General features: G+C 34.9%; 13 protein-coding genes. All 13 read left to right on the top strand.

Going from position 1 to position 12,657, the window contains the following annotated elements:
- Positions 1 to 104 precede the first annotated feature (104 nt).
- The 13 genes from A9G41_RS12465 to A9G41_RS12405 all read left to right on the top strand — a co-directional run bounded on the left by A9G41_RS12465 (position 105) and on the right by A9G41_RS12405 (position 12,547).
- Positions 105 to 1,049, top strand: coding sequence for a VirK/YbjX family protein (locus tag A9G41_RS12465; RefSeq protein WP_075539760.1), 945 nt, complete (start codon positions 105 to 107; stop codon positions 1,047 to 1,049).
- Positions 1,050 to 1,191: 142 nt separating this feature from the next.
- Complete coding sequence (locus A9G41_RS12460) at positions 1,192 to 2,100, top strand: lysine exporter LysO family protein (protein ID WP_075539759.1); 909 nt, start codon at positions 1,192 to 1,194, stop codon at positions 2,098 to 2,100.
- A 191-nt stretch (positions 2,101 to 2,291) separates the two neighbouring features.
- Positions 2,292 to 2,852 carry a hypothetical protein gene (locus A9G41_RS12455; RefSeq protein ID WP_075539758.1) on the top strand — a complete coding sequence of 187 codons (561 nt, stop codon included), beginning with the start codon at positions 2,292 to 2,294 and terminating at the stop codon, positions 2,850 to 2,852.
- Positions 2,853 to 2,915: 63 nt separating this feature from the next.
- Positions 2,916 to 3,389, top strand: coding sequence for a hypothetical protein (locus tag A9G41_RS12450; protein WP_143425479.1), 474 nt, complete (start codon positions 2,916 to 2,918; stop codon positions 3,387 to 3,389).
- A 35-nt stretch (positions 3,390 to 3,424) separates the two neighbouring features.
- Positions 3,425 to 3,619 (top strand): hypothetical protein, encoded by a 195-nt coding sequence (locus A9G41_RS12445; protein WP_065581994.1) that lies wholly within the window; start codon positions 3,425 to 3,427, stop codon positions 3,617 to 3,619.
- Positions 3,620 to 4,054: 435 nt separating this feature from the next.
- Entirely contained in the window at positions 4,055 to 4,540 is a 486-nt protein-coding gene (locus A9G41_RS12440) for a hypothetical protein (protein ID WP_065581995.1), read from the top strand.
- Between the two features lie 103 nt (positions 4,541 to 4,643).
- Complete coding sequence (locus tag A9G41_RS12435; RefSeq protein WP_075539756.1) at positions 4,644 to 5,153, top strand: hypothetical protein; 510 nt, start codon at positions 4,644 to 4,646, stop codon at positions 5,151 to 5,153.
- Between the two features lie 112 nt (positions 5,154 to 5,265).
- Positions 5,266 to 5,679, top strand: a complete 414-nt coding sequence (locus A9G41_RS14370) for a hypothetical protein (protein WP_075539755.1) — start codon at positions 5,266 to 5,268, stop codon at positions 5,677 to 5,679.
- Positions 5,680 to 5,766: 87 nt separating this feature from the next.
- Entirely contained in the window at positions 5,767 to 6,123 is a 357-nt protein-coding gene (locus A9G41_RS12425; RefSeq protein ID WP_065581998.1) for a hypothetical protein, read from the top strand.
- Positions 6,124 to 6,474: 351 nt separating this feature from the next.
- Positions 6,475 to 7,194, top strand: coding sequence for a DUF4123 domain-containing protein (locus A9G41_RS12420; protein ID WP_065581999.1), 720 nt, complete (start codon positions 6,475 to 6,477; stop codon positions 7,192 to 7,194).
- A 9-nt stretch (positions 7,195 to 7,203) separates the two neighbouring features.
- The gene (locus tag A9G41_RS12415) at positions 7,204 to 8,202 is read left to right on the top strand and encodes a hypothetical protein (RefSeq protein WP_065653073.1); all 999 of its coding nucleotides are present in this window, start codon (positions 7,204 to 7,206) and stop codon (positions 8,200 to 8,202) included.
- 17 nt (positions 8,203 to 8,219) lie between these two features.
- Positions 8,220 to 12,188, top strand: a complete 3,969-nt coding sequence (locus A9G41_RS12410) for an RHS repeat-associated core domain-containing protein (protein ID WP_075539754.1) — start codon at positions 8,220 to 8,222, stop codon at positions 12,186 to 12,188.
- Complete coding sequence (locus A9G41_RS12405; protein WP_065582002.1) at positions 12,185 to 12,547, top strand: DUF596 domain-containing protein; 363 nt, start codon at positions 12,185 to 12,187, stop codon at positions 12,545 to 12,547. The genes A9G41_RS12410 and A9G41_RS12405 overlap by 4 nt, the downstream gene beginning before the upstream one ends.
- Positions 12,548 to 12,657: the final 110 nt, after the last annotated feature.

Genomic DNA, 12,657 nt, shown 5'->3' with positions numbered 1-12,657 from the left:
ACTCTTACCGTTTGATTGTTTATGGCTTTTGAAAAATCAATATGTATTGATCAATGGCCTCCTAATAATTGATAAAATAACTAACTCGATTTAAAGCTCTACTTATGAATAATATTACGAATATGTCTCAGCCAAAAAGTAAATGGCAACTCTTTAACTGGCTTTATACTGGTAAACTACCGCTAAATGAATTATGGCTTAGCTCGACCTATCGTTATAAGTTTTTTTTAAGAACCTTGTTTTTAAGCCCAATAACGCTAAAATGGCTTGATAAATTAAGGCAGTACCCGCTACTTGGCTATTACTTTTCATGTCAAACAAATTTACCGTGTAAATTACAACGACCTTATTTAGCATCTTGCCTAAGTCAAAAAGCGCGGTATGATGCCTTAGTCTATCATTATGATTTTTTAGCAAAACAGCCTGATAGCTTGACTAAAGCATTTTACAACCCACAATCACCTTTTATACTGGCAGATATGTCGGTTAAAAATGAAACCAATATCCAAATTGCGGTTCAAGCTCGTAACAAATTTGCGAGGGAAGGTGAAATTAGCCTTTATTTTTATGATAGTGATGGAATTGATTTAGCAACATTAACATTTTCCATTATTGAATATCAAAACAAGCCCACTCTTTTCATTGCAGGATTACAAGGTACTGGCTACCCTGATGCACGCACGCGTGTACAAAAAGCAACTAAAGCATGTTATGGGTTATTTCCTAAGCGCGTTGTCGTCGAAGCGGCATTAATTGTTGCACGTTGTTATCACTTAACACAAATTATTGCTGTAGGGAACAAAACTCACATATACAACAATTGGCGCTATAATAGTCGTCAGGAACGTATTTTGTCTGATTATGATGAATTTTGGTTAACTATTGATGGCAAACAAAATGCTCAAGGTTTATTTTTACTACCCAACCAAATTCATCGAAAATCAATTGAAGAAATCGCCAGTAAAAAACGTTCAGAATACCGTAACCGTTATACGCTGTTAGATCAACTTCAAACCAAAATAGAAGAACAATTAACATCATTAAAATAAATTTGTTATTTTAATGCACTTAAGTACTTCTAAAACGAATACAAATAAATCGCTTGTATTAAATTCACACAAGCGATGTTAAAATCCAATAAACCCATTTTTTATAGTATAAATACAAAAATAAACTGTTAAGGAATATAAAATGTATTTTGGTATTCTTATTGCGCTAGTGCCTTTATGTATAGGCTATCTGATTAAATTAAATGAACCGAATTGGATTACCAAAATTAACCAAACCTTAAGCTGGATGGTTTATTTTATTCTGTTTATTATGGGTAGCGAGCTTGCCCGCTTAGATAATCTTACTGCTAACTTACAAATTATTCTATTTTATACTGGTATTATTTTTCTATGCACATTTGGTGGCAATTTTATCTTTTTGATATTGATTGAGCGGTGTTTTCCTTCGCAAGCTTCAAGTACAGTTCAAACTTATGAATCTCGCTTTAAAATGATCTTAGAGTCATTACGTGTTTGCATTGCGCTAGCTCTTGGTTTTGTTGTGGGGTTATTGCCACTTTTTATTTGGCAATATAGCGAAGATATTACCAAGGTTGTACTCGTTTTTTTATTGCTATTAATTGGAATTCAACTACGTAGCAATAATATTTCACTAAAACAAATTTTGCTCAATAAAGTGGGGATCGTGACAACGATTATAGTTGTCATTAGTGCATTTTTAGGTGGTATTATTGCTGCATTAATATTAGACCAACCAATACATGTTGGGTTAGCAATGTCATCAGGATTTGGTTGGTATTCGTTATCGGGCATTTTAATGACTGAAGCTCATGGACCAATTATTGGTAGTACTACTTTTCTAAACGACATTTTGCGTGAACTATCTGCTATCATATTAATTCCAACCTTAATAAAACGCTATAAATTTACCGCACTTGGTTTATGTGGCGCCACCTCAATGGATTTCACATTACCAATGTTGCAAAAAGGAGCAGGGGTAACCATAGTGCCTCCAGCAATTGTTCAAGGCTTTTTATTAACATTGATTATGCCAATATTTATGACGCTATTTAATTATGGAATTACTTAAAAAATCAAATGTAATAAACAATATTAACCAACTATTTTTATAAAAGATAGTTTAAAATATTCTCAATAGACCAAGGATCTGTGGCCTCTATCTATTTTGTGTAGGAGTAAACCTTTCAATTGCTTAAAATAGTATAATTTTAATACTGCTTTTCAAATAAAATTTGAAGCAAAATAGAGTGAAGAGACAAAATGATAACGATTAATACATTAACGCAAAATAAAAAACTATCCGATCCTGAAGAGATAATAGAATTTTTTGATAAGATTTGTGAATGCGTACCTTGTGAATCAGAACTACACATAAAACTGGAACGAAATGCTTTTTATGCCTTTGTTGTCATTAATACTATTTGCCACTGGCAAAGTGATGGTTGGTGTAACCTTTTATGGAATTTTTCTATAGCAAAATATATTGTACCAGCAATGCAAGCTGTCAATTTATCAGCAATTGCAGAAGCTATTAAACAGGTCGAACAGACCTATCCTATTTCCTATACAGAATGTAAAGACCAAGAAGAATTATTGGGTTTAGCTAATTTTATTGAAAACCCACGACAAAAGCGCAAATCTATTTACTCTGAAAGACTATTAGCTATTTCACAAGAACAACGCCAAATTTATTCGCAGAATTTTAATACTAAACTGAAAATATTAGATGATTTAGTTACACCTTTATGGGATTATCAAGCGCCAGAACAAGACATTTGGCAACCTGTCATTGATTTTATAAATCAACATAACGCCCATTAAATCTTAAAACATGCAGTGTAATTTTTTTATGAATTTTTTAGGTCATGATAAGGTATTTGTCTAGTGATATTGCTTGTAATAGGAAAAATACAATATCAATTTAGGCTGTTGATGATGAATAAAGAGTGGAAACCATTATTTCAAATACAATTGATTCATGTCATTAATAAATTACGAATTCATGGGCTTCATATTGGTGCGCCTGATTCAGTTATTTATGAAATAATGGGAGAGCCAGAGTTGCCTACCACAAAACTAAATAAAAAATCAAAAATATATTGTCATATATATGGTAATGTTACTATTTATTCAGAAAATAACATTGTGATAGCGATAGATATTGATTTGCATGGTGTTAGAAAAAAAGTAGTCGATTTTGGCGAAGTAGCTAACTGGAAACTTAATGATTGGCTGGCATTATCTAGACAAAAAGGCTGGCATGTTAATAACATATATGATGTGATACAGCTTGAAGGAAATGGCATCGTTATCGGTTTATCTCAAGAAGGTAAAGTAGGCGTGGTATCAATTAGATAATACGTATCAATCAAAATATATCATTTGATAAAGGCATGACTGCCACGGAAATTAAACATGCAGAAGAATATTATCAAATTACTTTTTCATCTGAATTAAAAGCATTTTTAATGGAAATATTGCCCACTTCGCCTGGTTTTTATTATTGGAATGATTATACGCTTGAAAAGCAAAACTACATTCGACAAGCCTTACATGCTCCTATCCATGCGCTTTTATTTGATATTTAATATAATCATTTATGGTTACCAAATTATTGGGGAACCGAGACAGAGAAACGAGAAGATAAATTAACAAGAGCGACACAACAATTGCAGAAAATACCTAAATTGATTCCTAGCTATTTACATCGCTATATTCCCCAATTATCAACACAACAATTAGCCCCAGTTTTATCAGTGTAGCAAATTGATATTATTTATTATGGCACAAATCTTTAGAACTATTTTGATTTTCAATTTGGTAAAATAAATTGCTCAGATATTGATATTTTCAAATATAGCATCAGCACCTTTTTGATTAGAATTCATTGAATAACATTGCGTATATTTTTATGTGCGCATTTTTATTAAGCACATAGTTAAATTAAACACATAACATTAAGCATGTTATCACAAAAAATAAAGCTGTTGCTGTAGCCAATTTATTTATAGGAAAATTAAGATATGAATATTAGTTTAGTTATTAACGAGAAACCTCCTGAATTGGATGAATTTTTAGATCAGGATGAAATGGAGCTATCCTCTTTTGAATTTGCTCTTGTTGAGTTATCTCAATATATTAATGGATTGATACATATCACATTTAAAAATGGGTTAAACGTTACTTTAGATCTGTTTTCTGATTTTTTGATCTGTTTAGATGACATTATTAACTCAATAAATGCGGCCAAATTATCACACACTAAAAAAGAAACAATATGGTTTTGTGAACAAGGATCTGATTTTTATTTATACTATGAAGTGAAAGATGAAACGATCCTTTTATCATATAAACAAGGTAAATCTACTGGAATGCCGAATAAATTACTACATGATTTTTCTATAGAAGTTGATTCATTAGCATATATTAGAAATTGGGAAAACATTTTTCAGGCGTTAATAATCGTTTTTGAAGAAAAACTTCAAAAGAAAATAGCTATCCCTTTTTGAACATGAATAAATATAAACGTATTTTCTTTTCTATAAAAAGTTTAAATACAAAAATTGAATCGATAACACAATAAATAATTGAATAAAAATTTGGGAGCCAGATATGGTTAAAACAATACATATTGACGTTGATTTTAATGGGATAATTATTTTTGATTATCCAGGAATACTGACTCTTTTTGGCGGGAAAATAGAGAATGGAAAAAACATTCTTCAAGAATTTACAACCACAGATAAAGGTGATTTTGTGCTTGATGAAGGTATTGCCTTACCTATCATGGGGATTGATGATGGTGGCTATATCGTTCGATTGTTTTTAAATGAAATGCCCAGTAATGATAATAGGCGTGTAATATTCAGTGATAAATATTTTTATCTTAATATCACTGGCGATTTATATATTGCCGATATGGCAACTTTTTGGGAATGGGAAGAATATACTGGTTGGAATAAGGCTAATATTCCCAAAGGCACCTATAAAGTCAACTTAGAAGGCGTTCATTTAGAAAAAGACGGCGATATTCAATATTGTTATGATTTAATTTTAGAAAAAATAAATAAGCTTGGTATAAGAAAAATTGAACCGCGCTCAGATGCTAGACTAAGCAAGTGATTGATGATAGGGTAATTACTGCGCTAAAACAAGATGTAAGTATATTAATAATATTATTATTTACGATAAGATAAAAATAAAATTTATAAAAATTAATTAGATACTAATCCATATGTTAAATAGGGGTAACAATATAGACAGCTTAAGTGTTGATGTTAAAATTGACTGGAAGCCTATACAACAAGGTGGAAAAAAGGCAATTCCAATAAATATAAAATATTATGTAATTACTCAGCCAATGAAAGGTAAAAGTGGTGATATGTCATCTTGGTCATTAGTGTTAAATGTGCAACGTTGCGAACTATTAGAACCCGACCAAAGAGTTGGCTTTGGAAAAGCCTATTTTTTAGTAGAGGATGCACCAAGTTTTTTACTCGAAAAAGGATTTACAATGAATATTTATGAAGGTTATAAGCTAGTTGGCAAGGTTGAAGTGCTTCAACTTCTTCAACTTCTTCAACTTCTTCAACTTCTTCAACTTCTTCAGCTTTTAAACAATAATCGACAATATTATTATAAACGCTAAAATATTTAAGATGTTATCTGTATGGCAATGGTTAATAGCGGTCTTTAAATATTCGACTGCTGCCTTTTAATTAAAAATAGAGGGGATATGAATACAAAAGAAATACAAACAAAATACGGTATTATTTATACACGAAATGCATTAATTTTATCTGAGGTTAAATTAGAATGTTATCCATTTACCTTGGTTGTTGATACGTCATTGTCATTGGCAGGTTGCAAACCAGAGATTTTAAATGTTCCTGAAGTTAAAGTGACATTTATGTTTAATGATATTGACCGTTTGTCTATTTATGAAATAGATGAGTATCCCTACGAAAAATATTCAAAATCTAGTTTTGATTTAGTCGATGAAGTTCATAAAGCAGGTAAACAACGCATAATACTTAGCACTTATGATCATATTTTTGATGTAATTGGTAGGTATGAAATCAAATATTATTAATCTATAACATAAAACCGATTATTTACCTAAATCACCTTACTAAACATGGCAAAGCGCTGAAAATACAAGTATTCAGCATAACTAATCTAGGTTTATTGTTAAAAAAATAACAAAAATAGACTAAAAAAAGGTTACATAGAATAAAAAATAATCTTATCTTAGCTAAAAAATACCTTTATTTTTCGGTTTTTTAATACTTTCTAAAGGAATTTAGGTAAATATCATGGAGCTTGCTGTTAGTCGTATTGCTTTAATCATCAATCGCTTTATTCAATATCCCTTTTTTGTCTTTTATAAGTTAAACGGGTTTTTAGCTTTGTTGGTTTTATTGCGCAATGCAAGGAGCAGATTATGCTAGCTATGCCACTGTCTCAATGGCGCACGATTACCGCTACCTCTGCCATGCCTTTGTATGCCGTACTTTCTAACGTCAGTGATGCGCAAGCGGTTAAAAACTACTATATCACTGATGGCTCACAAACGCCCTATGGTCTTTATAGTGGTACTCCTTACGAGCACTGGTTTTCTGTTATGCCTATGCTAGTGAGACTTGATGAGCATAGCCCCTTTTTAGATTGGATTAATAACACTGAGCACAAAGACTGGGGCTGGCTGGCACGCTCTCATTTACCCTTTGCAGACATCTGCGCCCATTTACGGAGCTTAACCCAGGCCATTATGCCCGATGGTGAAACGGTATTTTTTCGCTACTGGGATGGCGAATATTTGTCAATCATGCTTGATTATTTTACTGATAGCTGGCAAGACGTGCTGCCTGCTTTTGCTTTTTACTGGATTAATCATCAATCACATGTAGTGCATGTACCCGTTGAGCAAGCGGTGCAAACTTCGCCTTGGTGGCAGGTGCCAGAATCATTAATAAAAAAATTGGTAACCGATAAAGAGGATCTGCTATTAGAGAATATCTTACAAACGTTACAAGAAAGTTATCCGAAAATATATTGGGCCTATCGACATGATATTTTAGAGAGAAAAGTTAAACGTTTATTACAATGTAATCAGGGTAAAAGTGACGTTTGGAATTTCATTTTACAACAACTTCAATCATAGGATAACAAAATGACAGAGGACATCATTGCTCCCCCCTTATCAGAGCCTGTTATCACACCCGATGTACAAGCAGAAGCCAATAAAGTCATAAATGAGGTTATTACTGATTTTAAAAATTGCCTTAATGACTACAAATCACTAACCGATACTAGATTTATCGGACGCTTTTTTGATATGGATCAGCAAATTAAGGTGGGTGATATGGAAATTATTCAAAATGTCCAAAGTCGCGCACGAATGGATGGGGTGACCACCTGCCCATTAAGCGGCGAGCTGGTTATCATACATACGTTTCAAACCGCAGGTAAAACCATTCCAATCCCGAAAACCAAATACCGGGTATATGAGGTGGAATCAGGTTATATATGGGATAGTGATAATTACGTCAGCGAAGGTAAATTAGATGATAATGGTAAAGCTGTCTTAAAATTAAAGCCAAATCAAAAATATAAAATTATGTTTTATCCCAATCTTACAAAAAAAGATTTAGACAAGCTCTATGCTTCTTATGATGGTTTAATCAGTCAATGTGCAGATTGGTTAGAAAAAAACTGGAATAATCGGCAAAAGCAAGAATGGGAAGCTTATATTGCTAATGGTGCATCAATAGATTGGGTCGAGGCATGTAAAGAGTTTGCTGATGGTATCTGGACGACGTTAAAAGACATTTGGAATTTAGTGTGTAAATTATTTGATATATTTTGCCATCCTTTAGAAAATGCAAAAAAACTGAAACAACTTATCGGTGATGGCGCTGAAAAGTTAATTCAAATGTATGATGAACATAAAGATGAAATAGGCGATATGCTAATGATGCTTAAAGATGAAGCCATGCTATTTATCTTTTTTAATGCAACTTGGTGTCTTTTCAAATTGTTAACCCCCGAACAATTAGTTAACTTTAGTGCCAAAATTGTAGGGCAAGTATTAACCGAAGTGATTATTGCTATTATTTTACCGGGCGCAGTTCTAAAAAAAGGATTTGATATAGCAATGAACTTTGCTTAATAAGAAGGATTATAATAATGAAAAAAAAGGTAGCAAGCACATCAACTAAAGAGCTTATTGAAGCGCTAGAAGAGTTAACCGACATCGCTAAGCAAGCATGTAAAAAACATGTCAAAGATAACCATGAAATAATTCACAGTGGTGGCGTGGATGTTAATGCACACAAAACGGCAACAACCCATAGCAATGCAACGGGTGTAACTGAACATGGCAGCGTTGCTTCATCGGGGGGGAATCCACAGACAAAAATAGAAAATGCATCGTCACATATCACCGACACCCCAGAGGCCGGTAAAAATGCCAAAGGGCAGGCGGTTTCTTCTGATAAACAGACGCCTCATGATGGTGACCCCATATCGTTATTAACTGGCGAAGAGCTATTATCGGTTGAAGATGGTCACTTAACGGGTATCGTGCCTTTTATTTGGCAACGTTTTTATCGTACCAGTGCTGTTGAATTACAGCAAGGATTGGGCTATGGCTGGTCGCACTTTTTAAGTCAACATTTGGTATTTAACAACGATAGCATCACATGGTTAGACCATGAAAATCGCCAAGTTAGCTTTCCCTATCCAACCGAAAAATACACACAGAGATTAAATAGCTTATCAGAAGCCATGTTGTGCCAAGGTGAACAAGATAATGAGTTTATCATTGTTCAATCTAATCAACCTTTTTTAGTGTTTAAACGTGCAAAAGAGGGGACAACAGCTTGTTTGAAACGCATTATAGACAAGCATAACAATGCCATTAAGGTTATTTATAACGCCAATCGGCTACCTTCTGCCATTTTATCACCCGCAGAGCAACCGACGCGCAAGTTAGTCTTTATTTATGAAAATGAAATAGACGCAGCGACTAATGAAAATAACCCAAGCACCCCGAATACTAATATAAATTTAATCCAACAAGTTGAATTACACACCCGAGTCGCACAAGAATGGCAGCGTGTTTCGGTGCTAGCAAAGTACACTTATAACACGCTTTACCAACTTGTTGCGGTGACGAATGCCGCAAATGAGACCGAGCACTATACTTATGATGATAAGCATGTTATTCAATCACGGGTCATGGCGGGTGGGGCAACCTTTTATTGGGCATGGCAAAATGAAGGTAAGCAGGCACGCTGTTTACGGCAGTGGGCGAACTTTCCTCAATTGGATAGTCAGTATCAATGGAATGATGAAGAAAACAGTGTCACGATAATCCACCAAGATGGCAGTAAAAGTTATTATAAGCATAATACCCATGGTAAATTAATCCAAAAAATATCTGCGGCGGGTCATGTACAAAGCTACGAATATAATGATAAAGGGCAACTGACAGCTGAAATTGATGGCGAAGGTCATATTACCTATTATGATTATTCCCCCATCACTGGCGCGTTAGATACCATCACTTATCCCGATGGGCATAGTGTTCATTATGACTACTTGCATGGGGAAATTTATACCCTCACTCAGGGTGATAAAGAGACTTACCAACAATGGCGTTTTCGGCGTGATAGCCAAGGGAACTTACTGGAGCTAATCGACCCTCAAGAGCGCAGCACGGTATATCAATATAATGCTCAAGGTAAGCCCATTTTTATTCAATATCCTGACCAGAGTCACCAACGTTTAGTTTGGTCAGAGCAAGGGGAATTATTAGAGGATAACTCTTCAATTCAAGGTTTACGCCAATTTGGCTATGATGCTATTGGTCGCTTAGAATGGGAAAAACAACAAAACGGCAGTACCACACACTACCGTTATGATGCGTTAAATCGAATTACCCAAATTATCTTACCCAATAACACCACCCGTGAGTATCGGTATAATGCTTATGGTAAAGTGATTTGGTTTAAAGATGAAATGGGCAAAATCACTCAATATGATTACGCCGCACCGTTACACCTACTCACCCAATTACACCAACCTAATGGTGAAAAACTGGCTTTCCAATACGATAATGGGCATTTACAGATTAGCCAAATCACCAATCAAAAAGGGGAGCACTATCAATTTCGTTACACAGCTGATGGATTATTAAGTGAAGAAATTGGTTTTGATAATATAAAAACCACGTACCATTATAATAAAAACAACCAACTTATTGCCCGTTGTGAATACGGAGATGAACATCAATCTGAGCCATTTATTACCCGATATGAGCGTGACAGCCTTGGGCGATTAATTCAAAAAATATTACCGGATGGAAATATTGAGCACTATGAATATGATACTATCGGTCGCTTGATTGCGGTAAAAGATAACGATAATGTGTTATGTTGGGAATATAATAAAAGTAATCAACTCACAGCCGAACATCAAAATTGGGCGACTATCCGCCATCGCTATGATGATAATACAGGCTTACTCAATGGCACTAAACTGCCCGATGGGCAATGGTTAGAATATCATTACAATCAGGGTCAGCTACTGGGAATGACACTCGACCACCAGCCATTAGCCGCTTTTCGTTGGGATAAACAAGGGCGAGAGTGTGAACGTCGTCAAGGTAATGGACTAGTTAACCGTTACCAGTATGACCCGCTAGGGCAACTTATTGCCCATCAACGTTATCATGGTTATGATATCAGCACCCAAACCTCACCAACGCCAATTTGGCAACAGCAGTATCACTATAATCCTAACGGACAGCTTGCCGAAATCACCGGACATCAGCCACGCCGTTATCGTTATGATAACGCTGACCAGTTACACACCGTAACTTACCCTGAGGTCAATCCCGAGCAGCATCATGCTGAAAAAGTCGAGCAGTTTGATTATGACGCAACGGGCAATAAAATCAGTGAAACCCAAGCACTAGCCCCCACGCCTTTTCATGCCAATATCGCCAAAGGCAACCGATTAACCTTTTTTAGTGATAAACACTTTGAATATGACCGCTTTGGTAACCTAATTGCCGAAAAGCGCGGAAAAAACCACAGTCTAGTTACCCACTATGAGTACGACTGCCGGCACCGGTTAATCAAAGTGATTAAACCAACGGGGCTTATCATCACCTATACTTATGATGCCTTTAACCGTCGTACCAGTAAAACCGTAGATGGTAAAACTACCGAGTTTATCTGGCAAGGTAGTAAACTTATTGCCGAGACCGATAACGATAAACATTGGCAAAGCTACCTTTACGAGCTAGACTCTTACCGTCCCTTAGCCCTTGTGCACGGCAATGCCCAACAAGATAATATCAAACTCTACTGGTACCAAAACGACCACCTCGGCACACCCATTGCCCTTACCGGCAGCTTAGGTGACACGCTCTACGAATGCCAGTATAATGCTTATGGTCAGATAATAAACGAAACCTACCATCAGGACGATATAGATTCCCTGCCGAATAATCCGTTAAGGTTCCAAGGGCAATATTATGATGAGGAAACAGGACTTCATTACAACCTAAACCGCTATTACGACCCGTTTACCGGCAGATATATTACTCAAGACCCACTTGGTATACAGGGTGGCTTAAATAGTTATCAATATGCCGGTAGTGATCCGATAAATTGGATAGATCCGTTAGGATTGATTAAGGTTGAAAATAATGGGTTTGAGGGGGTTGCTGGAGAGGGAGCCAAAAGCTTACAACAATTAGCAAAAACAGAAATGGACAATCTAGCTGCTCTATATAACAATAAAAATATTCATCCTAAAGATTTTACCATTTCAGTAAATGGTAAAATACTCGTCGCCGATAAAAATGTCAGTATTGGTGCACCGGTATTCACTGGAGCATCTGAGGCTGATGTTATGGCTTATTTTAAACGTCTATCTGGTGTTGATACTATGCCAACAGCAAAAATTATTCCGGGGAAAGGAACGATATATTCAATTAAGATCACAGAAGGTCCCAATGCTGGTAGTAATATTACGTTAAGAAATTTTTCCGAATCTGTAGAACAAAATAAAGCAAAATGGACTATAGATATCAAAAACCCGAGTATTAATAAAGGAAACAGAGTGGAGATGAAATTTCAATGAATTTTAAAAAAATTTATAATTCTATTTTAGAAAGTGCTTTTGGTTATTCAATGGGCACAATGTGGCAACATTTAGATAATTACACGAAAGATATAAAAATACCCTACGAAATAAGAAAAGATTTATTTTTTAGAATATTAGAAAAATTAATAAAAGATGGACATATTAGATTAGCTAGAAATGGAATTTTTTTATCTGGCACAATTGAAGAACAAATTAATTCTATTAAGAATATTTGGCCTCCTTACCCTCCCGATAACGAGGATGATGATCTAGATGATGTAGGTATGTGGTTCTATGTGAAATTAAATTGCGGCATTGTTTGGATTACCAGTAATGGTCAAGAGGTTTGGACTTAAATTAAAAAATTACTATAAAGGCAATATTATGATGAAGAAAGACAATTACATTACAATTTAACCTTTATTACGACTTGTTTATCGGCAGATATATCCGACAAGATTCGTTC

The organism is Gilliamella sp. Nev5-1, assembly GCF_001690895.1.
GTDB lineage: Bacteria > Pseudomonadota > Gammaproteobacteria > Enterobacterales > Orbaceae > Gilliamella > Gilliamella apicola_C.
This window is presented reverse-complemented; position numbering and strand designations above follow the sequence as displayed.

What these genes read in the sequence shown, in the direction of transcription:
- A9G41_RS12435 (WP_075539756.1), top strand. Translation starts at nt 4,644, where the DNA reads ATGGTTAAAACAATACATATTGACGTTGATTTTAATGGGATAATTATT.
- A9G41_RS12440 (WP_065581995.1), top strand. Translation starts at nt 4,055, where the DNA reads ATGAATATTAGTTTAGTTATTAACGAGAAACCTCCTGAATTGGATGAA.
- A9G41_RS12465 (WP_075539760.1), top strand. Translation starts at nt 105, where the DNA reads ATGAATAATATTACGAATATGTCTCAGCCAAAAAGTAAATGGCAACTC.
- A9G41_RS12415 (WP_065653073.1), top strand. Translation starts at nt 7,204, where the DNA reads ATGACAGAGGACATCATTGCTCCCCCCTTATCAGAGCCTGTTATCACA.
- A9G41_RS14370 (WP_075539755.1), top strand. Translation starts at nt 5,266, where the DNA reads ATGTTAAATAGGGGTAACAATATAGACAGCTTAAGTGTTGATGTTAAA.
- A9G41_RS12460 (WP_075539759.1), top strand. Translation starts at nt 1,192, where the DNA reads ATGTATTTTGGTATTCTTATTGCGCTAGTGCCTTTATGTATAGGCTAT.
- A9G41_RS12445 (WP_065581994.1), top strand. Translation starts at nt 3,425, where the DNA reads ATGACTGCCACGGAAATTAAACATGCAGAAGAATATTATCAAATTACT.
- A9G41_RS12420 (WP_065581999.1), top strand. Translation starts at nt 6,475, where the DNA reads ATGCTAGCTATGCCACTGTCTCAATGGCGCACGATTACCGCTACCTCT.
- A9G41_RS12425 (WP_065581998.1), top strand. Translation starts at nt 5,767, where the DNA reads ATGAATACAAAAGAAATACAAACAAAATACGGTATTATTTATACACGA.
- A9G41_RS12410 (WP_075539754.1), top strand. Translation starts at nt 8,220, where the DNA reads ATGAAAAAAAAGGTAGCAAGCACATCAACTAAAGAGCTTATTGAAGCG.
- A9G41_RS12455 (WP_075539758.1), top strand. Translation starts at nt 2,292, where the DNA reads ATGATAACGATTAATACATTAACGCAAAATAAAAAACTATCCGATCCT.
- A9G41_RS12405 (WP_065582002.1), top strand. Translation starts at nt 12,185, where the DNA reads ATGAATTTTAAAAAAATTTATAATTCTATTTTAGAAAGTGCTTTTGGT.